The sequence below is a fragment of the Streptomyces sp. NPDC028419 genome, assembly GCF_055565515.1.
In genome coordinates, this window is the sequence record NZ_JBVHUE010000055.1 from 1 (window position 1) to 24,717 (window position 24,717).

Annotated in this window: 21 protein-coding genes; 12 read left to right on the top strand and 9 right to left on the bottom strand. The window is 72.9% G+C overall.

From position 1 onward, the window contains the following. Positions 1 to 198 precede the first annotated feature (198 nt). Positions 199 to 1,008, bottom strand: coding sequence for an adenosylcobinamide-GDP ribazoletransferase (locus ACZ4UB_RS37300; RefSeq protein ID WP_468077437.1), 810 nt, complete (start codon positions 1,006 to 1,008; stop codon positions 199 to 201). Between the two features lie 129 nt (positions 1,009 to 1,137). Between ACZ4UB_RS37300 and ACZ4UB_RS37305 the strand changes: the two genes are divergently transcribed. Then, complete coding sequence (locus ACZ4UB_RS37305) at positions 1,138 to 1,944, top strand: hypothetical protein (protein ID WP_468077402.1); 807 nt, start codon at positions 1,138 to 1,140, stop codon at positions 1,942 to 1,944. Positions 1,945 to 1,985: 41 nt separating this feature from the next. Here the strand turns inward: ACZ4UB_RS37305 and pspAA are convergent, their stop codons facing one another. Both pspAA and ACZ4UB_RS37315 read right to left on the bottom strand, forming a co-directional pair. Further along, positions 1,986 to 2,264, bottom strand: a complete 279-nt coding sequence (gene pspAA / locus ACZ4UB_RS37310; protein ID WP_354383708.1) for a PspA-associated protein PspAA — start codon at positions 2,262 to 2,264, stop codon at positions 1,986 to 1,988. Positions 2,265 to 2,277: 13 nt separating this feature from the next. Beyond that, positions 2,278 to 3,072, bottom strand: a complete 795-nt coding sequence (locus ACZ4UB_RS37315) for a PspA/IM30 family protein (protein WP_354383709.1) — start codon at positions 3,070 to 3,072, stop codon at positions 2,278 to 2,280. A 272-nt stretch (positions 3,073 to 3,344) separates the two neighbouring features. Here ACZ4UB_RS37315 and ACZ4UB_RS37320 point away from each other — a divergent pair, with 272 nt between their 5' ends. Then, positions 3,345 to 3,944 (top strand): DUF3043 domain-containing protein, encoded by a 600-nt coding sequence (locus tag ACZ4UB_RS37320; RefSeq protein ID WP_468077404.1) that lies wholly within the window; start codon positions 3,345 to 3,347, stop codon positions 3,942 to 3,944. A 65-nt stretch (positions 3,945 to 4,009) separates the two neighbouring features. Further along, on the top strand, positions 4,010 to 4,753 hold the full coding sequence (locus ACZ4UB_RS37325) for a class I SAM-dependent methyltransferase (RefSeq protein WP_468077440.1): 744 nt from the start codon (positions 4,010 to 4,012) through the stop codon (positions 4,751 to 4,753). A 52-nt stretch (positions 4,754 to 4,805) separates the two neighbouring features. Here the strand turns inward: ACZ4UB_RS37325 and ACZ4UB_RS37330 are convergent, their stop codons facing one another. Continuing rightward, entirely contained in the window at positions 4,806 to 5,018 is a 213-nt protein-coding gene (locus tag ACZ4UB_RS37330; protein WP_354383712.1) for a hypothetical protein, read from the bottom strand. A 117-nt stretch (positions 5,019 to 5,135) separates the two neighbouring features. On the opposite strand from ACZ4UB_RS37330, the gene cobU reads away from it, so the two are divergent. The 5 genes from cobU to ACZ4UB_RS37355 all read left to right on the top strand — a co-directional run bounded on the left by cobU (position 5,136) and on the right by ACZ4UB_RS37355 (position 11,565). Continuing rightward, positions 5,136 to 6,347, top strand: coding sequence for a bifunctional adenosylcobinamide kinase/adenosylcobinamide-phosphate guanylyltransferase (gene cobU / locus ACZ4UB_RS37335; RefSeq protein WP_468077406.1), 1,212 nt, complete (start codon positions 5,136 to 5,138; stop codon positions 6,345 to 6,347). Positions 6,348 to 6,521: 174 nt separating this feature from the next. Further along, positions 6,522 to 7,631, top strand: a complete 1,110-nt coding sequence (gene cobT / locus ACZ4UB_RS37340) for a nicotinate-nucleotide--dimethylbenzimidazole phosphoribosyltransferase (RefSeq protein ID WP_468077408.1) — start codon at positions 6,522 to 6,524, stop codon at positions 7,629 to 7,631. Between the two features lie 251 nt (positions 7,632 to 7,882). Continuing rightward, complete coding sequence (locus tag ACZ4UB_RS37345; protein WP_468077442.1) at positions 7,883 to 9,583, top strand: phosphatidylglycerol lysyltransferase domain-containing protein; 1,701 nt, start codon at positions 7,883 to 7,885, stop codon at positions 9,581 to 9,583. After that, positions 9,580 to 10,332: a hypothetical protein gene (locus ACZ4UB_RS37350; protein WP_354383716.1), complete on the top strand. Its 753-nt coding sequence runs from the start codon at positions 9,580 to 9,582 to the stop codon at positions 10,330 to 10,332. Before ACZ4UB_RS37345 ends, ACZ4UB_RS37350 begins: the two co-directional genes overlap by 4 nt. A 51-nt stretch (positions 10,333 to 10,383) precedes the next feature. Then, positions 10,384 to 11,565 carry a sensor histidine kinase gene (locus ACZ4UB_RS37355; RefSeq protein WP_468077444.1) on the top strand — a complete coding sequence of 394 codons (1,182 nt, stop codon included), beginning with the start codon at positions 10,384 to 10,386 and terminating at the stop codon, positions 11,563 to 11,565. 15 nt (positions 11,566 to 11,580) lie between these two features. Here ACZ4UB_RS37355 and ACZ4UB_RS37360 read toward each other — a convergent pair whose 3' ends face one another. From ACZ4UB_RS37360 to ACZ4UB_RS37380, 5 genes are all read right to left on the bottom strand, one after another. Continuing rightward, entirely contained in the window at positions 11,581 to 12,438 is an 858-nt protein-coding gene (locus tag ACZ4UB_RS37360; protein ID WP_468077410.1) for an endo alpha-1,4 polygalactosaminidase, read from the bottom strand. Continuing rightward, a complete protein-coding gene (locus ACZ4UB_RS37365; RefSeq protein WP_404015281.1) occupies positions 12,435 to 13,085 on the bottom strand; it encodes a spherulation-specific family 4 protein in 651 nt (216 codons plus the stop codon). Before ACZ4UB_RS37365 ends, ACZ4UB_RS37360 begins: the two co-directional genes overlap by 4 nt. Positions 13,086 to 13,112: 27 nt before the next feature. Further along, positions 13,113 to 14,645 (bottom strand): hypothetical protein, encoded by a 1,533-nt coding sequence (locus tag ACZ4UB_RS37370; RefSeq protein WP_468077413.1) that lies wholly within the window; start codon positions 14,643 to 14,645, stop codon positions 13,113 to 13,115. Then, on the bottom strand, positions 14,642 to 16,180 hold the full coding sequence (gene pelF / locus ACZ4UB_RS37375; protein WP_468077415.1) for a GT4 family glycosyltransferase PelF: 1,539 nt from the start codon (positions 16,178 to 16,180) through the stop codon (positions 14,642 to 14,644). Before pelF ends, ACZ4UB_RS37370 begins: the two co-directional genes overlap by 4 nt. A 205-nt stretch (positions 16,181 to 16,385) precedes the next feature. Further along, positions 16,386 to 18,413, bottom strand: coding sequence for a hypothetical protein (locus ACZ4UB_RS37380; RefSeq protein WP_468077417.1), 2,028 nt, complete (start codon positions 18,411 to 18,413; stop codon positions 16,386 to 16,388). A gap of 357 nt (positions 18,414 to 18,770) precedes the next feature. Here ACZ4UB_RS37380 and ACZ4UB_RS37385 point away from each other — a divergent pair, with 357 nt between their 5' ends. From ACZ4UB_RS37385 to ACZ4UB_RS37400, 4 genes are all read left to right on the top strand, one after another. Continuing rightward, positions 18,771 to 20,300: a leucyl aminopeptidase gene (locus ACZ4UB_RS37385; protein WP_354383722.1), complete on the top strand. Its 1,530-nt coding sequence runs from the start codon at positions 18,771 to 18,773 to the stop codon at positions 20,298 to 20,300. A 338-nt stretch (positions 20,301 to 20,638) separates the two neighbouring features. Beyond that, the gene (lpdA, locus tag ACZ4UB_RS37390; protein ID WP_330330062.1) at positions 20,639 to 22,027 is read left to right on the top strand and encodes a dihydrolipoyl dehydrogenase; all 1,389 of its coding nucleotides are present in this window, start codon (positions 20,639 to 20,641) and stop codon (positions 22,025 to 22,027) included. A 57-nt stretch (positions 22,028 to 22,084) separates the two neighbouring features. After that, positions 22,085 to 23,878: a 2-oxoglutarate dehydrogenase, E2 component, dihydrolipoamide succinyltransferase gene (gene sucB, locus ACZ4UB_RS37395; protein ID WP_468077419.1), complete on the top strand. Its 1,794-nt coding sequence runs from the start codon at positions 22,085 to 22,087 to the stop codon at positions 23,876 to 23,878. A gap of 174 nt (positions 23,879 to 24,052) precedes the next feature. After that, positions 24,053 to 24,676: a GntR family transcriptional regulator gene (locus tag ACZ4UB_RS37400; RefSeq protein WP_354383738.1), complete on the top strand. Its 624-nt coding sequence runs from the start codon at positions 24,053 to 24,055 to the stop codon at positions 24,674 to 24,676. Positions 24,677 to 24,717: the final 41 nt, after the last annotated feature.

Genomic DNA, 24,717 nt, shown 5'->3' on the forward strand with positions numbered 1-24,717 from the left:
CTTTCCCCCTCCCTCCCCCCCCCCCCCCCCCCCCCCCCCCCCCCCCCGCCGAGGCTGGCTTTGGCCCGGCCCGACCGGAAGGGGCCCGGGGCTCCGCCCGGACCCGCGCCTCAAACGCCGGCGAGGCTGACTTTGGCCGGGCCTGACTGGAAAGGTCCCGGACCCGCGCCTCAGACGCCGGCGGGGCTGGGTTTGGGGTTAGCCCAGGGGGAGGGTCAGCAGTGTCGTCGTTGCCGCGACTTCGGCCAGGGCGCCGAAGACGTCGCCGGTGACGCCGTCGAAGCGCCGGACGCACCGGCGCAGCAGGAGCTCCGCGGCGGCGAGCCCGGCCAGGACGGCCACGGCGTGGTGCGCGGCGGCGGGCAGCCCCGACGGCAGGGCGGCGACCGCCGCGCCGACGACGGCGAGCGCGGCGACCGCGACCGCCGACCGGACCGGCACCACGCCCGCGACGGCCGCGCCCAGCCCCTCGTGGCGAGCCGGGGGCACCCCGTCGCGCGAGGCCAGGGTCAGGGCGGTCCGGGCGGCGACGGCGGCGACCACGGCGGCGAGGGCGCCGCGGAACCAGCCGTCGGCATAGGCCTGGGCGAGCGCGGCGCTCTGCAGCAGGAGGGCCAGGACCAGGCAGATGACGCCGAAGGGCCCGATGTCGGACTGCTTCATGATCCGCAGCGCGGTGTCGGCGGGCTTGGCGCTGCCCAGGCCGTCCGCGGTGTCGGCCAACCCGTCGAGGTGCAGCCCGCGGGTGAGGGCGGCGGGCACGGCCACGGTGACGACCGCGGCCAGCAGCGGTGACGCCCCGAGGAGGAGCAGCAGGCAGCCCGGCACGGCCGCGCAGAGCCCGACGACCAGCCCGACCAGCGGGGCGCAGGCCATGCCGGTGCGGGCGGCCGGGCGGTCCCAGCGGGTGATGCGGGCGGGCAGCACGGTGAGCGTCCCGAAGGCGAAGCGCAGGCCGTCGCGGAGCGAGGCGCGTTCGTCGGGCGGGCTCAGCGGCGGGCCCGGCAGGGGCTCCGGGGACGGTTCCGGGAGCGGATCGGGGAGCGGATCGGGGAGCGGATCGTTCACCGCCGGAACGGTACCCGCTCAGCACGGAAGGTAAATTACCCAATACATGCCAAATGGGGAGCTGGTGTCATGGGTCACTGGTGGTACCGCAACATCGTGGAACCGGGGAAGCTCCCGCTGTTCCTCGCCCTGCTCTCCTTCGTGCTGTCCTTCCTGGTCACCCGCACGATCACCCGCCTGATCCGGGCCGGCCGGGGCCCCTTCAAGAACATCACCCCGGGCGGCGTGCACGTCCACCACGTGGTGCCCGGCGTGGTGCTGACGATCATCGGCGGTTTCGGTGCCGTGGGCAGCGGCCGGCACGGTGTGGGGGCGATGATCTCCGCGGTGCTCTTCGGGCTGGGCGCCGGGCTGGTGCTGGACGAGTTCGCGCTGGTCCTGCACCTGGACGACGTGTACTGGAGCGAGCAGGGCCGCAAGAGCGTGGAGATCGTGGTGCTGACGGCGGCGCTGGTGGCGCTGGTGCTCGGCGGGTTCCTGCCCTTCGGGGTCAACGACCTGACCGTCGACGAGCGGCACAACCGGGGGCTGGTCGTGATGAACACGGCCACGAACTTCTTCCTGGCCCTGGTCGCCCTGTGGAAGGGCAAGCCGCGCACCGCGCTGCTGGGGACGGTGGTCCCGTTCGTGGCGCTGGTCGGCGCGGTCCGCCTGGCCCGGCCGGCTTCGCCGTACGCGCGTCGCTTCTACACGAAGCGCCCGCGGGCCCGGGCCAAGGCCGGGCTGCGGGCGTTCCATCACGACCGGCGCTGGGCGGCGCCCCGCCGGCGCTTCGAGAACTTCATCGGCGGCACCCCGGACCCCGAGCACGGGCCGGGGAAGGTCACCCGGGCCGTGCGGGCCCGGATGAAGGGGACCAAGGACACCAAGCCCTGAGCCGCCGCGTCCTGTCGGGGTGGTCAGGGCGGCGGGACCGCTCAGCCCGGGATCAGGCCGTCGTCATTGAGCATCTGGCGCACCTCGTCCAGACTCGCGTCCGGCGCCGGCAGGATCAGCTCGGAGGGCGCCAACTCCGCGTCCGGCAGCGGGCTGCCGAGCCGGCGCACGGCGTCGAGGAGGCCGCCCAGCGTCCGCCGGAAGCCTTCCTCGTCCCCGTCCTCCATCTCCGCCAGCAGCTCGTCGTCCAGCGCGTTGAGCTCCGCGAGGTGCTCGTCGCCGAGCCGGACCTGACCTTCCCCCATGATGCGGACGATCATGACGGGCCCCGTTCTACTGCTTGTCGAAGCGGTGCTGGGGGTGCGGCTGCTGCGCGTTGCCCGCGCCGCCGCCCTCGATGGCCTGCTGCTGGGCGGACGGGCCGCCCGCCAGTTCCTGCTTCATCCGGGCGAGCTCGAGCTCCACGTCGGTGCCGCCGGAGAGGCGGTCCAGTTCGAGCTGGATGTCGTCCTTGGAGCCGAGGCCGCTCTGGTCGTCCAGGGCGCCGGAGGCGAGCAGCTCGTCGATCGCGCCCGCGCGCGCCTGGAGCTGCGCGGTCTTGTCCTCGGCGCGCTGGATGGCGAGGCCGACGTCGCTCATCTCCTCCGAGATGCCGGAGAAGGACTCCGCGATCCGGGTCTGTGCCTGGGCCGCGGTGTAGGTGGCCTTGATGGTCTCCTTCTTGGTGCGGAAGGCGTCCACCTTGGCCTGGAGGCGCTGCGCCGCGAGGGTCAGCTTCTCCTCTTCGCCCTGGAGGGTCTGGTGCTGCACTTCGAGGTCGCTGACCTGCTGCTGGAGCGAGGCGCGGCGGGAGAGGGCCTCGCGGGCCAGGTCCTCGCGGCCGAGGGCGAGGGCCTTGCGGCCCTGGTCCTCCAGCTTGGCGGACTGTCCCTGGAGCTGGTTGAGCTGGAGTTCCAGGCGCTTGCGGGAGGTCGCGACGTCGGCGACCCCGCGGCGCACCTTCTGGAGCAGCTCCAGCTGCTTCTGGTACGAGTAGTCGAGGGTCTCGCGCGGGTCCTCGGCCTTGTCGAGGGCCTTGTTCGCCTTCGCGCGGAAGATCATCCCCATACGCTTCATGACACCGCTCATGGGCTTCGCGCGCCCCCTTCTGAAGGACTTCGGCTCGTGGTGACCTACAGAACCCACAGTACGGGCCCTGTCTCTATTACCGCACTGTTCGAGTACGGATGCGCTCCTCCTCCAGGACGACCTCCGCTCCGCCCCGTCAGGCTGAAGGAGTAGGTGGCCCCCCGGGAGGCGGGCGCGGCGGGCGGACCCGCCACCGGTTAAGACGCCCGCCGTTGCGGGATCGTTCCCCGCCGGGGTGGGGGCCATGCCCGCAACCACGTAGGCTTGGTTTCGTGTTTGGTAGCCGCTCCTCCAAGGAAGAGAAGGCCGCCGCCACCGACAAGGTGAGCGCCGACCTCTCGCAGACCCGTGATCCGCAGGCCCCCAAGGGCCGCCCGACGCCGAAGCGTGCTGTGGCCCAGTCGCAGCGCAAGGCCGTCGTGGCCTCGACCGGCAACCGCAAGGAGGATGCCAAGCGCAACCGTGAACGTCGCCGCGAGGCGATGACCAAGCAGCGCGAGGCCCTCGCCAACGGCGACCAGCGTTACCTGCCCGCCCGTGACAAGGGTCCGGTGCGCAAGTTCGCCCGCGACTTCGTCGACTCCCGCTTCTCCGTCGCCGAGATGTTCCTGCCCCTCGCGGTGATCATCCTGGTGCTGAGCATGGTCCGGGTCGAATCGATCCAGAACATCGCCCTGCTCCTGTGGCTCGGCGTGATCGCGCTGATCATCGTCGACTCGATCGGCCTGTTCATCCGCCTGCGCAAGGCGCTGAACACCCGCTTCCCGGACGAGCCCAAGCGCGGCGCCGTCGCCTACGGCCTGATGCGCACGCTCCAGATGCGCCGGCTGCGCCTGCCGAAGCCGCAGGTCAAGCGCGGGGAACGGCCCTGACCGGAGCGTCGCCCGCGGCCGCGGGCGACGGCTTCGCGGGCGGTGCCCGGCTGTGGCTGGAGGGACTGGGGGGTCTGCGCAACGCGGTCCGTCAGGAACTCGTGGGCCGTCAGGTCGACGAACAGATCGCCCAGCGCTTCCCGGTCGGGCAGCGCCTGCGCGTCCTGGACGTCGGCATGGGCCAGGGCACCCAGGCCCTGCGCCTGGCGCGGGCCGGACACATCGTGACGGGTCTGGAGCAGGATCCCGGCATGCTGGCCGTGGCCCGCGAGGCGCTGGCCGCCGAGCCGGCCGGGATCCGCGACCGGGTCCGGCTGATGGAGGGCGACGGCCGGGAGACCGGCGCGCACTTCCTGCCCGGCAGCTTCGACGTGGTGCTCTGCCACGGCGTGCTGATGTACGTACCGGAGTCGGACGGCATGCTCGCCGGGCTGGCCCGGATGCTGGCGCACGGCGGACTGCTGTCCCTGCTGGTGCGCAACGGCGACGCCCTCGCGATGCGCCCGGCGCTCACCGGTGACTGGAAGGCCGCGCTGGCCGCCTTCGACACCGTCGACTACACCAACCGGCTGGGCCTGGACGTGCGCGCCGACCGGCTGTCCGCGCTGACCGGGACCCTGTCCGGGATCGGCGCGCCGCTGCAGTCCTGGTACGGCGTACGGGTCTTCACCGACGGCAGCGAGGCCGGCGAGGTGCTGCCCCCCGAGGACGAGCTGGACCTGTTGCTCGCCGCCGAGGACCGGGCGGGCCGCACCGACCCCTACCGCGGGGTCGCGGCGCTGCTGCACCTGTGCGGGGTCCGGGGCTGACCCCGGGCCCGATCCGGGTCCGGGGGCGTTCCCCCGGACCGGACGGCCGGCTTCAGGCGTTCAGGGCCTCGCGCAGGCTCATCGTGTAGAGCTCGGTGCCGCCGTCGTCGGACAGCTTCACCCGCTCCGTGCCGCCTTCGAGCAGTTCCTTCCAGTACTCACCGATCCAGGACTCCGCGTCGCCCTGCGTGGTGAACTCCTCCGGCGTCACCGCCGGGGTCGACTCGCCGCCTTCGGCCGTCTCGAACCGCCACGTCCACGCCATGTCCGCCTCCGTTGCTCGTCCGGCACCCGTCCGGTACGCGTCCGGGTGCTCCCCGTGAGTCTGCCCGCAGAGTAGCCGGGCGCGCACCACTCCCGCCGACGCGGGAGGATCATCCCTGTGGAACTGACTCTGCTGGGCACCGGCACACCCGAAGGACTGCCCCGCCCCGGCTGTCCCTGTGCGGCCTGCGCCGTCTCCGTGGGCACCCGGGTGCGGGCCGCGACCGCCGTACTGGTGGACGGTGCGCTCCTGCTCGATCTCACTCCCGGGGCCGTGCTGGCCGCCGCCCGGGCCGGACATTCCCTGGGCGGCGTCCGTCAGGTGCTGCTGAGCCACCCGCACGACGGGCCCGCGGTCGAGCTGCCGCCGGGGCTGCCCGCCGCCGGCCGGGTGCCGGACGGCCAGCGGCTGGCGGTGATCAGCGGGCACCGGGTGCGGGCGGTGGCGATGGACGCGCCGGGCACCGGCTACGAGGTGATCGGGCCCGACGGGGACCGGCTGCTGTACCTGCCGCCCGGCGGGGCGCCGGCCGGGACCAACGGGACACCGGAGCAGCCGTACGACATGGTCCTGCTGGACGTGCTGGGGCGGCCCGAGGCGCTGGCCCGGCTGCGGGCGAACGGCGCGGTCGGCCCGGCCACCGACGTGATCGCCGTCCACCTCGACCACGACGTGCCGCCCGGCCGCGAGCTGGCCCGCCGGTGCGCGGCGACCGGTGCGCGGGCGGTGCCGGACGGGACCACGCTGACCGTCGGCGCCTACCACGCGGTGCCGGACCTGCCCCGGCGCACGCTGGTGTTGGGCGGGGCCCGGTCGGGGAAGTCGCTGGAGGCGGAGCGGCGGTTGGCCGCCTTCCCCGAGGTGCTCTACGTCGCCACGAGCGGCACCCGCGAGGGCGACCCGGAGTGGGCGGCGCGGGTCGGGCTGCACCGGGAGCGGCGGCCCGGCAGCTGGCGGACCGTGGAGACCTGCGAGCTGGTGGAGCTGCTCGACGCCGAGGACGCGCAGGGCCCGGCCCTGCTGATCGACTGCCTGGCGCTGTGGCTGACGGACGCGATGGACCGGGCCGGCGCCTGGGACGACGGGACGTGGGCCGGCGGCGGACAGAAGGAGCTGCGCCGGCGCACGGCCGAGCTGGTGGCGGCCGTGCGCGCGACCCGGCGCCGGGTGGTCCTGGTCAGCAACGAGGTCGGCGCCGGGGTCGTCCCGGCGACCTCCTCGGGGCGGCGGTTCCGCGACGAGCTGGGGCGGTTGAACGCGGCGGTCGCGGCGGAGTGCGAGCACGTCCTGCTGGTGGTGTCGGGCCAGCCGCTGGCGCTCAAGGACTGACGCCCCGCCGGGTCTCGACCGGTACTGCGCCAAGGCCCCGTCAGGTCTCGGCCAAGGCCCCGTCGGGTCTCGGCCAGGGCCTTCCGGGCCGCCCGCCGGAGCCGCCGGGCGGGGCGCGGACCCGCGGGCGGGCGGGGCACGAACCGGCGCGCGGGCACGGGTACCCTTCGGCAAATGACCACGCTGAATCTCGACGACTTCTCCGATCTGATCGAGCGCCCCGACGGGGGCGTCCGGCGTGACGCCGAGGATCGCCGCGAACGGCTGGCCGTTCCCGCCGGCGCGCTCGGGCGGCTCGACGAGCTCGCCGAGTGGCTGGCGGCCGCGCAGGGCCGCGTACCGGTCGCTCCGATCGCACGGCCGCGCGTCGTGCTGTTCGCCGCCGACCACGGGATCGCGGCCGGGGGCGTCTCGGCGCGCCCCGCCTCCTCCACCCACCTGCTGGTGCGGTCCGTGCTCGACGGGAACAGCCCGGTGTCGATCCTGGCCGCCCGCTTCGGCGCGGGGCTGCGGGTGGTGGACGCGGGCCTGGACTGCGATCCGGCGCTGCTGCCCGAGGACGTGGTCAAGCACCGGGTCCGGCGGGGCAGCGGTCGCATCGACACCGAGGACGCGCTGACGGTCGAGGAGGCCCGGGACGCCATCCGCCTCGGCATCTCCATCGCCGACGAGGAGGCCGACTCCGGTACGGACCTCGTGGTCCTCGGCGACCTCAGCGTCGGCGGGACCACGGTCGCCGCCACCCTCGTCGCCGCGCTGTGCGGCACGGACGCCTCGGTGGTCACCGGGCGCGGTGGCGCGCCCATCGACGACCTGACCTGGATGCGCAAGTGCGCGGCGATCCGTGACGCGCTGCGCCGGGCCCGCCCGGTCCTGGGCGACCAGGTGGCGCTGCTCGCGGCGGTCGGCGGGGCGGACGTCGCCGCGATGACCGGATTCCTGCTCCAGTGCGCGGTGCGGCGCACGCCGGTGATCCTCGACGGGATCGTCTCGGCGGCCTGCGGGCTGGTGGCCCAGCGGGCCGCCTTCCGGGCCCCGGACTGGTGGTTGGCGGGGCAGGCGAGCGGCGAGCCGGGACAGGCGAAGGCGCTGGACCGGATGGCACTCAACCCGGTGCTCGACCACGGCGTCTCCGTGGGAGAAGGAACCGGGGCGTTGCTCGCCCTCCCCCTGGTCCAGGCGGCCGCCGCGCTCGCGGCGGACCTCCCGGAGCGGACGGCAGGGCCCCACGAACCGGCCGAACCGGCCGAACCGGTCGAAGAGGCCGTGCCGTCGCAGGAGTAGTGGGTCGGGGAACCTCAGCGCCCTGACCGGGCCGGGGTCTTCCGACGCTCCAGGGGAAGGCGGGCCCCATATCATCGCTTTCCATGGGAGAGGTCCGTTTGACCAGCGCAGATTCCGTCCGGAACACCGACCGAGGACCCGGCGGCGATCCGAGCGGCAGGAAAGACTCCGGCGCGGACGCCGGAAAGTCGGGGGGCGGCCGGGAGTCCGGCAGGGGGAGCGCCCGTTCGCGGCGCAGTGCCGCGTTCGCGGTGTGGTACCTGCGCGCCGTCACCTTCATCAACTTCCTCAGTGCGGTGTGGCTTTCGCTCGGGCAGGACCTGCGCGACCACAACACCGCCGACTTCTACACGCCGTACCTGCTCACGGCCGGTTTCGCGTCCGGCCTGTTCTCGCTGCTGCTCGCGGTGACGATGGGCCGCCGCAAGCGGGCCGCGTGGATCCTCAACCTGGTGCTCAGCGGGCTGCTGTTGCTCGCCTTCGCCCTGGTGACCTTCACCTCGTACTACCCCGAGTTCCGTCAACACGGCCAGAACTGGGTGTCGCTGGCGCTGACCGCCGCCTTCGTCGGGGCGCTGTTGCTGGGGCGCAAGGAGTTCTACGCGCGCGGTGACCGCTCGAACCCGAAGCTGGCGACCGTGGTCGGCGCCGTGGGCCTGCTGCTGACCTCGCTGGTCGCGGCGCTGCTGGTGGGTGCGACCAACCACGCTCCGGACCAGTCCGAGGTGACGTTCTTGACCCGCTGGCGCTACGGCGCGATGCGGCTGGTCACCCTGGCCCCCGACGACCAGGCGCTGAGCGGGATCACCACGCCCGCCTGGGTGGACGTCTTCATCAACGTGATGTCGACGGTGCTGCTGCTGGCGGTGCTGTTCGCCGCCTTCCGTTCCCGCCGGGCCGTGGATCCGCTCACCGAGGCCGACGAGGAGCAGCTGCGCGCGCTGCTCGCCAAGCAGGGCGACCGCGATTCGCTGGGCTACTTCGCGCTGCGCCGGGAGAAGAGCGTCATCTGGTCCCCCACCGGCAAGGCCGCGGTCACCTACCGGGTGGTCGGCGGGGTCTCGCTGGCCTCCGGTGACCCGATCGGTGACCCCGAGGCGTGGCCCGGGGCGATCGACCCGTGGCTGGCCGAGGCCCGGGAGCACGGCTGGGTGCCCGCGGTGATGGGTGCGAGCGAGGAAGCGGGCACGATCTACGCCCGGCACGGTCTGGACGCCCTGGAGCTGGGCGACGAGGCGATCGTGGAGACGGACGAGTTCACGTTGGAGGGCCGCGCGATGCGGACCGTCCGGCAGGCCTACAACCGGGTCAAGCGGGCCGGGTACGAGGTCCGGATCCGGCGGCACGCGGACATTCCGGCCGACGAGATGGACTTCCTGCTCCAGCGGGCCGACGACTGGCGCGACGGTGCGACCGAGCGCGGCTTCTCGATGGCGCTGGGCCGGCTGGGTGATCCGGAGGACGGCCAGTGCGTGATGCTGGAGTGCACCGACGGCAAGGGCGACCTGCGGGCCGTGCTGTCGTTCGTGCCGTGGGGGCCCAAGGGCCTCTCGCTCGACCTGATGCGCCGTGACCGGGATTCCGAGAACGGTCTGATGGAGTTCATGGTCATCGAACTCCTGGAGCGTGCCAAGGAGATCGGGGTCACCCAGGTCTCGCTGAACTTCGCGATGTTCCGTTCCGTCTTCGAGCGCGGCTCCAAGCTCGGCGCGGGGCCGGTGCTGCGGATGTGGCGCTCGCTGCTCAGCTTCTTCTCGCGGTGGTGGCAGATCGAGTCCCTCTACCGGGCCAACGCCAAATACCGGCCGATCTGGGAACCGCGGTTCATGCTCTTCGAGAAGAGTTCGGACCTGCTGCGGATCGGTATCGCCGCGGGCCGCGCCGAGGGCTTCCTGGAGGCTCCCGGACTGCCGAAGTGGCTGCACCGCAGACACCTGGAGACCCGCCGTTGACCCTGCCGACCACCGCCTCCCTGAGGCGGTTCGCCCGCCGCGAGTGGGGGCCCCTGTACTGGACCGTCCGGGACACGCTCGTCGCCAAGGGGTGGCGGGCGGTCCCGATGTCGCTCGGCGCGGTCGCCCTGACCTCGATCTTCCAGATCGTGCAGAACCAGTCGTGGGGCTTCCAGGCGGTGCAGAACCTCGGGTCGGTGAAGGCCGCCGACCCGTTGTGGCTGGCCCTGATCCGGACCCCGCTGTCCCTGTTCGTACCGGCTCTCGACCTGCCGGTGTGGGGCGCGCTGCTCCAGATGCTGCTGGTGTTCGGGATCGCGGAGATCTGCATCGGCTGGTGGCGGACGCTGCTGATCGGGTACGTGGCCACGCTGGCCGGTACGACGTACGCGCGGATCGGGCTGTCGCTGAGCCCCGAGCACCCCTTCGGGCTGCCGCTGACGGACCGGGTGGTGAACGACACCGGGCCGTCGGCGGCGGTGGTGGGGCTCGCGGTGTTCGTGTGCTGGCGCTACCGGGCGTACGTCACCGGGGGGCTGGTGATCGCCGTCATGATCATCGAGGTGATCGTGAAGAACAACCTGGCGGGCAAGGAACACCTGGCGGCCATCACCGCCGTGATGGTGGTGTGCGCGGTCCGCGCGAAGTGGGGCCGGGGCCGGCGAAACGTCCCTCCGGGCCGTAGGCCCCCGCCGCCCGGGGCACCGCCCGCCCGTTCCTCTTCGGGCGGGCCGCAGGCCGTACCGTAGGGCCCCGTGACCACACCCTTCGGGCCGTCCGTGGCCGGCACCCGGCAGTGGATGCGCGCGCACCCGCTCGCCACCGATGCCCTGGTCGCCCTCGGGGCGTTCGCGACGATGCTCCTCGGATCCTTCGCCGATCCGCACGGACCGCACGGACAGCCCACCTTCGGCACCCGCGTCCCCCACCTGCTGTCACTGGTCCTGATGATCCTGGCGGCGGCGGCCCTGGTGCTGCGCCGCCGCCACCCGCGCGCCGTCCTGGCCGCGACCAGTGCGCTCACCCTGGCCGAGCTGGTCACCGGGGAGCCGCGGGCGCCCGTCGCGATGGGCGCGGTGATCGCCCTGTACACGCTGGCCTCCCGCACCGACCGGCCCACGACCTGGCGCGTCGGCCTGCTCACGATGACCGCGCTGACGGGCGTGGCGATGCTCGTCGGGCCGCTGCCCTGGTACGCGCAGGAGAACCTCGGGGTGTTCGCCTGGACCGGGATGGCCGCGGCGGCCGGGGACGCCGTCCGCAGCCGGCGCGCCTTCATCGACGCGATCCGCGAGCGGGCCGAGCGCGCCGAGCGCACCCGCGAGGAGGAGGCCCGGCGCCGGGTGGCCGAGGAGCGGCTGCGGATCGCCCGTGACCTGCACGACGTGGTGGCGCACCACATCGCGCTCGTCAACGTGCAGGCGGGGGTGGCCGCGCACGTCATGGACAAGCGGCCGGACCAGGCCAAGGAGGCCCTCGCGCACGTCCGCGAGGCCAGCCGCTCCGCACTGAACGAGCTGCGGGCCACCGTCGGCCTGCTGCGCCAGTCCGGCGACCCGGAGGCCCCCACGGAGCCCGCGCCGGGACTCGCCGTGCTGGACGCGCTGGTGGACACCTTCCGCCACGCCGGGCTGCCGGTGGACGTGATCGTCCAGCTGGGTCCGGACCCCGAGCCCGCGCTGCCCGCCGCCGTGGACCTGGTGGCGTACCGGGTGATCCAGGAGGCGCTGACGAACGTGCGCAAGCACGCCGGTCCGGGCGCCCGCGCCGAGGTCAGCGTGGTCCGGGTCGGGGCCTCGGCCGAGGTCACCGTGCTCGACGACGGCGGCAGCGGCGCGGACCCCTCGCCACAGCCCGTGGACCCGGGCGGCGGCCACGGGCTGCTCGGCATGCGCGAGCGGGCGGGCGCGCTGGGCGGCTCCTGCTTCGCCGGTCCCCGCTACGGGGGCGGCTACCGGGTGCACGTCATCCTGCCGGTGTGAGGGGCCCCCGACCGCTCAGCAGGTCTTGCGCCAGGCGTCCAGGTCGTACTTCTTCTGCAGCGAGCTGATCCCCAGCTCCTTGGAGCGCGCGCAGAACCGGCCGAGCGGCAGCTCGTACTCCACGTGGAAGACCGCCTTGCCCGCCGCCACGAAGGGGCGCAGCCGCTCGCACTCCTCGTACTGCGCGCACTGCTCGTTGACCGCGAAGTCGAAGTCGCCCACCAGCTGCGGGATCTGGTCCAGGTCGTTCTTGAGGCCGACCGCGAGCCCCCGGTCGTGCGCCAGCTTCGCGATGAGCCGGTTGTAGCGCAGCTGGTCCTCGGCGGTCAGCGGGAAGCCGGACGCGTTGCGGTAGCCGTCCATGTTGTCCGGTTCCACCGCGTCGAAGCCCTTGTCCCGGCACATGTCGAAGCGCTTGGCGATCAGCGGTTCCAGCTCGGTCAGCCGCCGCACGTCCAGCCAGCGCTCCCCCTCCCAGCCGTTGCCCTTGCCGAGCATGTCCTCGGGGAAGTCCCGCGCGTCCGGCCGGAAGTCCTCCCACGCGCCGGTCGACAGGTAGCAGATCACCTCCCGGCCGTCCTTCTTCAGGCCCCCGACCTGCTCCTTGGTGGTGGTGAACCCGTCCACGTCGTAGACCGGCGCGTCCACCGAGGTGTCCAGCTTCCCGGTGAGCTGCCACTGCCAGGCCAGGCCCGGCTTCGGCTGCCAGCGCTCCCCCGGCGCCCGGCTGGGCGCCGGGCCCGGGCCGGGGCCGTCCCCGCCGTCCCCGCCGTCGTCGTCGTCCGGTCCCGCCGTGCAGGCCGCGAGCAGTAGCAGCGGCAGCAGCCAGAGCAGCCGCCGGCCCCCTGCTCCCGCGGCGAGCGCTCTCCTCATCCCGCGGCCTCCAGTGCGTACGGCAGGGTCCCCCAGGGGTGTGCCCCGGTGCCCGGGACCGCGCAGTGCACCGCCGCCCCGCGCTGCGCGGCCAGTTCGGCCGCGGGGGCGCCCGGCGGGACCGCGTACACGAGGTGGCAGAACCGCTGGGCGGGATGGTCGGCGGTCCACGGCGGGACCGCCGCCGCGTCCCGGTAGGCGTCCCACGGGCCCTCGAAGGTGACGAGCAGGTCGGCGAGTTCGGCGTACCCGGGGTGCGGGTGCACGCCGTGGTTGAGTACGAGCGTACGGGCGCCGGCGGCCCGGGAGGCGACGGCGAGCCGCCGGTAGTGGGCCAGCTGGTCCCCCTCGGCGGAGGCCTGGTCGAGGAAGGCCCCGTCCGTGCCGTACCACTCGCGGTGGCGCAACAGGTCCTGGACGACGGCCGCGTGCGGGCGCCGTCCGTAGTCGGTGTCGGCGTAGCCCAGGACGGGCACGCCCGCCGCGCGCAGCCGCTCCGCGACCGCGGCGAACCGCTCGTCGGGAGCGGCGCCCGGGCCGCTGTCGGGGTTGAGCACCACCGAGTGCAGCCGGCCCGCGGAGCGGATCAGGGCCTCCCAGGCCTCGGGCCGGTCGGCGGGGTGCTCGTACAGGGGCACCAGCAACATGTCTTCCTTCACTTCCCTCTGGTCGGGTCAGCGGTGCGCCGTGGCACGGCCGAGGAGTACGCAGACCAGCCCGGCCAGCGCCGCTGCCGCCGCCCCCGCGACCACCAGCTGGACCAGCCGGGGCTGGCCGAAGCCGGTCAGCAGGGCCAGGCTCTGCGCCCCGGCCGCGCTCGCGCACACCCCGGCGGCGGCCCGCACCGCGCCGAAGGACTGGAGCAGCAGCCCGGTCCACATCACGGTGCCGAGCAGCAGCAAGGTCGCCACCCGGATCCCGGTGAGCCCGGGCGACCCGGTCCACAGCAGGGTTCCGGCGATGCCCAGGGCGAGGAGCACCGTCAGGTACGAGGCCAGGCACTCGGCCAGGGTCCCCACCATCCGCCCCCAGAACGCCCGGGGCGAACGGGCGGCCCGCAGCCCCGCGAGGGAGCCGCTGCGGAAGCGGTGGAGCAGCCATTCGGCGGGGCCCATGCTGAGCGTGAGGGCCACCGCCGAGGGGGCCGCGACCGCCTCGGCGGGACCGCCCGCGAGCACCTCGCCGAGGGCGGCGTAGAGCACGAGCAGGCCGGTGCCCAGGCCGAAGACCCCGAAGGGCACCGAATCCCCGAGCCGGGGGCCGCGCGGCGCGAACTCCTCCTCGGCGCCCCGCAGCATCCGCCAGCGGACGCTCCCCTCGCCGGGTCCCCGCCGGAGCCGGTCGCGGACCCGGCGGGCCGCCGACCGCACCCCCTCGACCAGGGGGAGCTCCCGCAGCGCCAGGGTGCAGGCCCCGAGCAGCGAGAGCAGCAGCAGGGCCACCCGCAGCGGGGTCGCCAACCCCACGACGAGCGACATCACCGCGCCCGCCGCCATCGGCGCCAGCGCGCACAGCAGCAGCCGTTCCCGGCCGAGCACGAGCAGGACCGTCGCGGCCCCGACGTAGACGGCCTGCCCGGCGGCGAAGGCGTAGGAGAAGGCGGGGCCGCCGGGCACCGCCAGGGCGGCCGCGCTGCCCAGCAGGGCGCCCGCCGGGGCGCCGACGAGCAGGGTCCGCCCGGCGGCGGCCCGGTCGCCCAGGCCCAGCCAGGAGTAGGCGCGGTGGGACAGGGTCTGGTCCCAGACCCAGCCGATCAGGGCCCCGGCGAGCAGGGTCAGCGTCCCGGCGGGCAGCCCGAGCCGGTCGGGCGGCCCCTCCAGCAGGGGCGCGCCCAGGACGTAGGCGAGCCCGGGCAGGGCGAAGATCAGCCCGCGCAGCAGGCAGGCGGTGAGGGAGACCTTCCAGGGGTCCGGGGTATCGGCGGGTTCGGGGAAGGACCGGGGCACCCGGGCGTACAGCTCCTCGGCGAGGCCGAAGGAGTCGTGGCGGCCGTAGGCGAGCCGGATGTGCTCGTCGGTCATGCCGTCGGATTCGAGGACGGCGGCGATCTCGTCGGGGTGCACGGCGGCCGCGATGAAGGGGGCGAGGCGCTCGGCGAGTTCCTCCATCGGGTCACCGGCGGGCGCCCCCGCCCCGGCGCGCCGGGGGCGGGGGATGGCGGGCAGGGTGTCGCCGCCGGGGGTCTTGAGCCAGAGGGAGCCGCTCACCACAGGCTCCCGTCGGCCGCCAGTTCGCGGTACCAGGGGTCGGCGAGCCGCTGGGTCCAGTCGTCGCCGGAGCGGACGGGCAGCACGGGCTGGCCGGCCAGCTCCCGGTAGATGTGCCGGAAGCCGTCCACGGACCGGTGGAGGGTGAACTTCTCCACGACCCGCTTGCGCGACCTGCGGCCCAACTCGGCGCGGCGGGCGTCGTCGCGCAGCAGCGCGAGGGTGGCCTTGGCCATCAGCTCCGGTTCGCGGGGCGGTACGACGAGGCCGGTGTCGCCGACGGCCTCGCGGACCCCGCCGACGTCGGTGGAGACGGTGGTGCGCCCGCAGGACATGGCCTCGATGATGCTGAAGGGGAAGCCCTCGCTGATGCTGGAGAGCATCACGATGCTGCCCGCCGCGTACGCCCGGGCGACGTCGTCGATGCGGCCCTCGTAGGAGATCCCGTCGGTGACCCCGAGTTCGACCGCGAGCTTCTCCAGGCTCAGCCGGTAGTCCTCGCAGCCCGCGGGGACCGGCCCGAAGAGCCGCAGCCGCAGGGCGGGGAGCTCCTCGCGCATGAAGGCGTAGGCACGGACGAGGGTTTCGAGGTCCTTGATCGGGTCGATGCGCCCGCACCAGCTGAGGGTGGGGACCGCGGGTTCGGGTCCGGCGTCGGGGAAGGCGTGCGGGTCGACGCCGTTGTAGACGGTGCGGATCTTCTCGGAGGGCGCCCCGCCGCGCTCCTCCCAGCGCCGGTTGTACTGGTTGCACGGGGTGATCAGGTCGGCCTGGCGGTACCCCTCGCCGTTGAGCTCGCGGTAGAAGGCGAGCAGCAGGGCCTTGACGGGCCAGCGCTGGGCGGCGGTGCGGTAGCCGAGGTAGCGCTCGCGCAGGTAGATGCCGTGCTCGGTGAGCAGGAACGGGACCCCGTCCAGGCGTTTGGCGGCGAGTGCCGGGAGGGTGGCGAGGCCGCTGCTGACGGCGTGCGCGACGCTGTCGGGCGGGATCCGGACGGCGAGCGGGCGCAGCGCGTGTTCCAGCAGGTCGGTCGCGGTGAGCGCGTCGTGGATGGTGGGGGCGGCGCCCGCGGTGGGCAGCTCCGGGCGGGTCCACACGGCCATGAGCGTGCGCAGGACGGATTCGGAGCGCAGGGCCGTGGTGAGCCGGCCGGCCCGGGCGTGCACGGCGAGTTCGCGCAGGGCGGTGGAGAAGGCGGCGTTGCCGGGGCCGGTGCCGGGGCCGGTGCCGGGGTCGAGCAGGGAGAGCAGGAACTGTTCCCAGGTCTCGATGAAGCGGCGGTGGGTCTTGCCGCGCGGGGCCCAGCGGCGGCCGCGGCCGGGGGCCTGGCCCCAGAGCGGCACGGCGGTGTGCCGGTAGACGTTGCGCGGTAGTTCCCAGGTGACCGGCTCGCGACCGGAGCCGGTGAGGGCTATGACGTTGAAGTCCACCTCCGGCATCCCCCGGACGAGCTGGTCGCACCAGGTGCTGACGCCCCCGTGGACGTGTGGATAGGTGCCTTCGGTGAGCATGGTGACGTGACGCCCATGGCTCATGCGGTGTGTCCCCCCAGGACGGAAAAGGGGCCGGCGCCCGTGGGTTCGCGGAGCGCCGGCGCTGTGGTGCGGCGTGCGTGTCGTGTGCTGCGTGTCTGTCACGTGCTGCGTGCGTGTCGCGTGCGGTCGCGTGCTGCGTGTCGTGCGGGCGCCGTTCAGCCGTGGCAGGTCGGCCGGGCGGGCCGGTTCGGTCGGCCGGAACGGTTCAGCTGGGCAGCTTGAGCGTCACCGCGGACTGGAGGGCCTCCGGCGCGGTCCAGTCGGACCGGTTGCCCGCGTAGGCGGTGCCGAAGACGGAGGTGCCGAGCAGCAGCTGCTTCTTCGTGCCCTCGGGGACGGTGACCGGCGCGACGACCCCGCTGGGCGCCTTGACCGTCACGTCGGTGCCGATGCGGTAGGCGGTGACCTGGCCCGCGGCGATCGCCTTGGCCCAGGCGGTCCGACGGCTCAGCTCGACGCCGGAGTCCTTCTGGCTCTGGTTCACGATCGGGGTGCTGGGCGCGTACAGGGTCCGGTAGGTGTCGAGGACCTGGTTGAGCACCGGGTAGAGGGTGCGGTCCTCGGCGAGGTTGGCCTGGTGGACGTAGTGCGGCCGGGGGTCGTTGGAGAGCACGTGCCGCAGGGCGGTCCGGGCCTCCTGGGGGACGATGTAGTTCAGGAAGCCGCTGGTGGCGTCGAGGGGGGCCGGCAGGCAGGTCGAGGTCGCCGGGTTGTCCTCGCACAGGCCGCTGCCGCCGTCGGCGCGGCTGGTGTAGATCCAGTTGTACTCGTCGGCCATCTCCGCGTTGGTGCCCGTGTTGTAGTACACGTTCATCGGGTACCGGGGGACGGTCTGGGCGGCGCCGACGGCCCGCATCTCCGGCTCGCGGGAGTTGTCGCTCGCGGTCCACTTCACGCCGTTGTCGGCGAGCGCCCCGGCCAGGTTGGGGTTGTCCACGGGCTGCTGGGGCGCCACCTTGAGGCCCGAGTGCTCACCGGTGACCAGCTCGGAGCGGTCGGTGGTGATGCCCTTGGACGCGGCCCAGTTGTTGTTGTCGCTGATCTGCTTGGAGATGTCGGCCCGGGTGGTCCACTGGATCGCGCCCTGGGCGTTGGTCTTGCAGGTCCAGGGGTTGGTGTCGACGTTCTGCAGGCACCCGAGGAACAGGTGCGTGTAGGTGTGGTTCACCCAGCGGTACTTCGCCTTGTCCGCGATCAGCTGGGTGGCGAGCGGGTCGGCGCCCGCGTGCTCGCTCTTCCACTCCTCGCCCGCGCCGGCGTTGAAGACCATGTCGAGCTTGAAGTTCTTGCTCGTCTGCCACTGCGCGAGGTACTGCGCGTCGGCGGCGGTCATCCGGATGTCGCTCTCCTGGCCCGCGCCGCCCGCGCAGGCGTAGTCGCCCGGCGTGCAGTTGAGGTCCTTGCTCCAGCGCGCGTCCGGCGCCAGCACGTCGTCGACGTGGACGGCGAAGTAGCTCCGGCTCTGGCCGAGGTGGACGCCCTGGGTGAGCCACTCGACGATGCCCCGGGCCAGCAGCCGGAACTGCTGCTGGTACTGGTTGTACCCGAAGGTGACCACCAGTTCCTTGCGCCCGTCGTGGGCGTACTCGCCGACGAGCGAGGCCCGCCCGGAGCCGACCGGGGCGTCGAGGTAGCTGGTGTAGCCGGCCCGCGGCTTGGCCATGAAGCCGTAGCTCTCGGGGATCAGCGGCGAGTTGTCCTCGAAGGCGACCTGGCCCCCCAGGTACCCGAAGGGACCGGCCTTGCCCGCCGTCGTGACGGCCGCCTGGGTGCCGTCGAGCGTCCCGCCGTAACCGCCGTTGTCGGTGTACTCCAGACCGACCTCCGGGTGCGCCCAGGTGTAGGCGTCCACCTGACGGATGCCGTACGTCGTCTCGTAGGCGCTGAGCGCGGTCATTTCGGCCGAGCCCGCTCCGAACGGGTTCTCGTTCGGCAGCACCACCCCCTGGAACTTGGCGCGCGGGCGGCCGTCGACCGTGTCGGCGAGGTACGCCGCGTTGATCACCGGGCGGCTGCTGCTGCCCAGGTCGATGCGGGTGAACGGAACCCCGGTGCTGGTGAGTTCCGCGGTGATCGCCTGGACGGAGCTGCCGCCGTCGTCGACGACCAGCACCTTCAGGTCGATCCGTGGCGCCGTGACCGCCTGGGCGGTCGCGGCGGGTACCGCGACGGACATCAGAGCCGTCGCGGCCATGGCGGCGGCGACCCTGTTCATCCGGTTCTTGTTGACCATTTCGGCCTTTCCCCCCGCAGGCTCCCCGCGACCACGGCCATGGCGGACGGCCGGATCGAGGAGGCTCTGTGGAAATCATGCAAAGGGACCCCGCGTCCCCTTGCGAGAGTGGCTCGAGTCTCTCGGACCTCGTCAGGTCTAATCGGCAAACCTGTAACACAGGCCACAGATGGGTGAACCGTCCCGCGTCTTGATCGAACAACTTGCCAAACCTTCGAGTGACGTACGGAAGAGTGCGTACGCGTAGGCTCATTTCTGGCGGCCGCCGAGCCGGAATACGATCGCTGCCGGAAAGGCCGGCGACCCCGACCCGACCGCAGCCCCACACCTCATAGACGGAAGCGAGACTTCACCACCGTGACTGCTCTGACTCTCAGCACTGCCGGCGCGGCGACGCTGCGCGCCGACGCCCTCGTGGTCGGCGTGGCGAAGGGCCCCAAGGGCCCCGTAGTCGCCGCCGGCGCCGAGGCCGTGGACAAGGCGTTCGACGGAAAGCTGGGCACCGTGCTCGAAGCCCTCGGTGCCTCCGGCGCCGAAGGCGAGATCACCAAGCTGCCCGCCCCGGCCGGCCTGAAGGTCCCGGTCGTGCTGGCGGTCGGGCTCGGCTCGGTCCCGGACACGGACGAGTCCTACGACGAGGAAGCGCTGCGTCGCGCTTCCGGCGCCGCCGCACGCGCGCTGCACGGCACCAAGAAGGCCGCCTTCGCGCTGCCCCTGGACGACGCCTCCGCCGTGACCGCGGTCGCCGAGGGCGCGCTGCTGGGCGCGTACGCCTTCACCGCCTACCAGGGCGGCGAGAAGAAGGGCGCGAAGAACTCCGGCCCGAAGCAGCCCCTCGCCGAGGTGGCGCTGCTCGGCGCCAAGCCCCGCGACAAGGAGCACAAGGCCGCGGCCGAGCGCGCCGTGGTCGTGGCCGCCGAGGTCAACATCGCCCGTGACCTGATCAACACCCCGCCGAACGACCTCACCCCCGAGGCCTTCGCCGCGGTCGCCTCCGCGACCGCGAAGGAGAACGGCATCAAGGTCCAGGTGCTGGACGAGAAGGCGCTCCTCAAGGGCGGCTACGGCGGCATCATGGGCGTCGGCAAGGGCTCCGAGAACCCGCCGCGCCTGGTGAAGCTCTCCTACACCCACGCCAAGGCGGAGAAGACCCTGGCCTTCGTCGGCAAGGGCATCACCTACGACTCGGGCGGCATCTCGCTGAAGCCGGCCGGCCACAACGAGACGATGAAGTGCGACATGTCCGGCGCCGCCGCCGTGTTCGCCGCCGTCGTCGCGGCCGCCAAGCTGGGCCTCCAGGTCAACGTCACCGGTTGGCTCGCGCTCGCCGAGAACATGCCCTCCGGCTCCGCCACCCGCCCCGGTGACGTGCTGCGCATGTACAGCGGCAAGACCGTCGAGGTCCTCAACACCGACGCCGAGGGCCGCCTGGTCCTGGGTGACGCGCTGACCAAGGCGTCCGAGGACAACCCGGACGCGATCGTCGACGTCGCGACCCTGACCGGCGCGATGGTGCTGGCCCTGGGCAACCGGACCTTCGGCATCATGGCCAACGACGACGCCTTCCGCACCTCGATCCACGAGATCGCCGAGGAGGTCGGCGAGGCCTCCTGGCCGATGCCGCTCCCCGCCGACCTGCGCAAGGGCATGGACTCCCCCACCGCCGACATCGCCAACATGGGCGAGCGCATGGGCGGCGGCCTGGTGGCCGGCCTCTTCCTCCAGGAGTTCGTGGGCGAGGGCATCACCTGGGCGCACCTGGACATCGCGGGTCCCGCCTTCCACGAGGGCGCCCCCTACGGCTACACCCCCAAGGGCGGCACCGGCTCCGCCGTGCGCACCCTGGTGCGGCTGGCCGAGCGCACGGCCACGGGCGACCTGGGCTGACGCACCGCTCACCCCTGGTGAACGGAGAGTGAGGACGCGCCCCCGGGACCTGATCGAGGTCCCGGGGGCGCTCTTCGCCCGGCGTTCACTTCCGCCCTGTTCACTCTCGACGAAAATCCGCTGCGCTCCGTAGGTTTCTACGCCTCGGTAACCGTCGGTTCGGGCGGAACGCCCCGTCCCACCCCGGGCCCGGCGTCCCGTGTTCCCCCGACAAATGCGAAGATGGGTTCTCGGCAGGACAGGGCCCCCACCACAGGGCCGAAGAAAAGCGGCCGATTACCAGCCGCCGCCCGGTCCCAGAGGACCGGCGCCCGGCGCACATGCATGGAGGACGTGACGTGGCGAACGACGCCAGCACCGTTTTCGACCTAGTGATCCTCGGCGGTGGCAGTGGCGGTTACGCCGCGGCGCTGCGGGCCTCCCAGCTGGGTCTCGACGTTGCCCTGATCGAGAAGAACAAGCTCGGTGGCACCTGCCTGCACAACGGATGTATCCCCACGAAGGCTCTGCTGCACGCGGGCGAGGTCGCTGACCAGGCTCGCGAAGCGGGCCAGTTCGGTGTCAAGGCCACCTTCGAGGGCATCGACATCGCCGGTGTCCACAAGTACAAGGACGAGGTCATCTCGGGCCTGTACAAGGGTCTGCAGGGCCTGGTCGCCTCGCGCAAGGTGACCTACATCGAGGGAGAGGGCCGCCTCTCCTCCCCGACTTCCGTCGACGTGAACGGCCAGCGCGTCCAGGGCCGCCACGTCCTGCTGGCGACCGGCTCCGTGCCGAAGTCGCTGCCGGGCCTGGAGATCGACGGCAACCGCATCATCTCCTCGGACCACGCGCTGGTCCTGGACCGCGTGCCCGAGTCCGCGATCATCCTGGGCGGCGGCGTCATCGGCGTCGAGTTCGCCTCGGCGTGGAAGTCCTTCGGCACCGACGTCACCGTCGTCGAGGGCCTCAAGCACCTCGTCCCGGTCGAGGACGAGAACAGCTCGAAGATCCTGGAGCGCGCGTTCCGCAAGCGCGGCATCAAGTTCAACCTCGGCACCTTCTTCCAGAAGGCCGAGTACACCGAGACCGGCGTGCGCGTCACGCTGGCCGACGGCAAGACCTTCGACGCCGAGGTGCTGCTGGTCGCCATCGGCCGCGGCCCGGTCTCGCAGGGTCTGGGCTACGAGGAGCAGGGCGTCGCGATGGACCGCGGCTACGTCCTGGTCGACGAGTACATGCAGACCAACGTGCCGACCATCTCGGCCGTCGGTGACCTCGTCCCGACCCTCCAGCTCGCGCACGTCGGCTTCGCCGAGGGCATCCTGGTGGCGGAGCGTCTGGCCGGTCTCAAGACCGTCCCGATCGACTACGACGGCGTTCCGCGCGTCACGTACTGCCACCCCGAGGTCGCGTCCGTCGGCATCACCGAGGCCAAGGCCAAGGAGATCTACGGCGCGGACAAGGTCGTCGCCCTCAAGTACAACCTGGCGGGCAACGGCAAGAGCAAGATCCTGAAGACCGCGGGCGAGATCAAGCTCGTCCAGGTCAAGGACGGTGCCGTGGTCGGCGTCCACATGGTCGGCGACCGGATGGGCGAGCAGGTCGGCGAGGCCCAGCTGATTTACAACTGGGAGGCTCTGCCGGCCGAGGTCGCGCAGCTCATCCACGCGCACCCGACCCAGAATGAAGCGCTCGGCGAGGCCCACCTGGCCCTGGCCGGCAAGCCGCTTCACTCCCACGACTAATCCACAGTCACGGGCGCGACGACCACTTCCGCACTTTCGTTAGGAGCAACTGAAACCATGTCGGTTTCCGTAACCCTTCCGGCGCTCGGTGAGAGCGTCACCGAGGGCACCGTCACCCGCTGGCTGAAGGCCGAGGGCGAGCGCGTCGAGGCCGACGAGCCGTTGCTCGAGGTCTCGACCGACAAGGTCGACACCGAGATCCCCTCCCCCGTCTCCGGCATCCTGGCCTCCATCAAGGTGGCCGAGGACGAGACCGTCGAGGTCGGCGCCGAGCTGGCCGTCATCGACGACGGCAGCGGCGCCCCGGCTCCGGCCGCGGCCCCCGCCGCCGAGCCGGCCGCCGCCGAGGCCCCCGCGCCGGCTCCGGTCGCCGAGGCCCCGGCGGCTCCGGCCCCCGTGGCCGAGACCCCCGCCCCCGCCGCCGCTCCCGCGGCGTCCGGCACCGACGTCGTGCTCCCCGCCCTGGGCGAGTCCGTCACCGAGGGCACCGTCACCCGTTGGCTGAAGCAGGTCGGCGAGTCGGTCGAGGCCGACGAGCCGCTGCTGGAGGTCTCCACCGACAAGGTCGACACCGAGATCCCGGCGCCCGTCGCGGGCACCCTGCTGGAGATCCTGGTCGCCGAGGACGAGAACGCCGAGGTCGGCGCTCGCCTGGCCGTCATCGGCGTGGCGGGCGCGGCTCCCGCGGCCGCCCCGGCCGCCGCCGCTCCGGCTCCGGCCGTGGCCGAGGCCCCGGTCGCCGCTCCGGCTCCCGTGGCGGCTCCGGCCGTCCAGGCTCCGGCTCCCGTCGCCCCGGCCGCTCCGGCCCCCGTGGCCGCCCCGGTCGCGGCTCAGGCTCCGGTCGCGGCTCCCGCCCCGGTCGCCGCCCCGGCGCCGGTCACCCCCGCCCCCGCCGCGCCGGTCTCCGCCGGTGACGAGGGCGCGTACGTGACCCCGCTGGTGCGCAAGCTCGCCTCGGAGTCCGGCGTCAACCTGTCCGCGGTGACGGGCACCGGTGTCGGTGGCCGCATCCGCAAGCAGGACGTCCTGGCCGCCGCCGAGGCCGCCAAGGCCGCCGCCGCCGCTCCTGTGACTGCCGCGGGCCATGCCGCCGCCGCCCCGAAGGCCGCCGCCCCGGCCGCCGTCTCGGAGCTGCGCGGTCAGACGGTCAAGATGACCCGCATGCGCAAGGTCATCGGCGACAACATGATGAAGGCGCTGCACTCGCAGGCGCAGCTCAGCTCCGTGGTCGAGGTGGACATCACCAAGATCATGAAGCTGCGCGGCCAGGCCAAGGACTCGTTCCTGGCCCGTGAGGGCGTCAAGCTCTCGCCGATGCCGTTCTTCGTCAAGGCCGCTGCCCAGGCGCTGAAGGCCCACGCGGTCGTCAACGCCCGGATCAACGAGGACGAGGGCACGATCACCTACTTCGACTCGGAGAACATCGGCATCGCCGTGGACTCCGAGAAGGGCCTGATGACCCCGGTCATCAAGGGTGCCGGTGACCTCAACCTGGCGGGCATCTCCAAGGCGACCGCCTCGCTGGCCGCCAAGGTCCGCGGCAACAAGATCACGCCGGACGAGCTGTCGGGCGCGACCTTCACCATCAGCAACACCGGCTCGCGCGGTGCGCTGTTCGACACCGTCATCGTGCCGCCGAACCAGGTCGCCATCCTGGGCATCGGTGCCACGGTCAAGCGCCCGGTGGTCATCGAGACCGCCGAGGGCACGAACATCGGCATCCGCGACATGACGTACCTGACCCTGTCCTACGACCACCGCCTGGTGGACGGCGCGGACGCGGCCCGGTACCTCTCGGCCGTGAAGGCGATCCTGGAGGCCGGCGAGTTCGAGGTCGAGCTCGGCCTCTAGCGCCACCGCTGTTGTAACGAGCCTCACCGTCGGCGCCCCCGTCCGGAATACTTCCGGGCGGGGGCGCCGCCGTATTGTCTAGGCATCGGGCGGCTCCCCCCTCGGACGGCCCGAGTCCGGCCCGAGTCCGGTCCGCACGGCCCTGTACACCGATCAGGAGATGAAGACCCGATGATCACGCCACCCGTGGTGCACTCGCTGCGCGAGCAGATCCGCGAGCACATCGTGGAGGGCATCGTCAGCGGGCGCTGGAAGCCCGGCGAGCGGATCGTGGAGCGCCGGATCGCCGTCGAGCTGGAGGTCAGCCAGACGCCGGTGCGCGAGGCCCTGCGCGAGCTGGAGACCCTGCGGCTGATCGAGTCGGCGCCGAACAAGGGCGTGCGGGTGCGCAACCTCTCCGCGGCCGACCTGGAGGAGATCTACCCGGTCCGCGCGGGCCTGGAGCAGATCGCCGCCGAGCTGGCGGCGCCCCGCCTGGCGGCCGACTGCACGGCCCTGGAGCCGCACGTGGCGGCCCTGTGGGAGGCCGACCGCAGCGAGGACGGCACGGCGCAGGTGCGGCACACGGTGGGCTTCCACCGGGAGCTGGTGCGGGCCGCCGGGAACAGCGTGCTGCTGCACACCTGGGAGAGCCTGGGCATCGAGGTGTTCACGGCCCTGTCGATCCGTTGGCTGGGAACCGTGCAGAAGTCGTACGCCGAGGAGCACGCCTCGCTCGTCGAGGCCTTCCGCAACCGCGACCCGGAGATCGGTCTGCTGGTGAAGCGGCACGTCCTGGGGTGCGCTCCGCGCGCCTGAATTGACCCGATTTGCCCGGCACCGGGTGCCTTGATTCATGG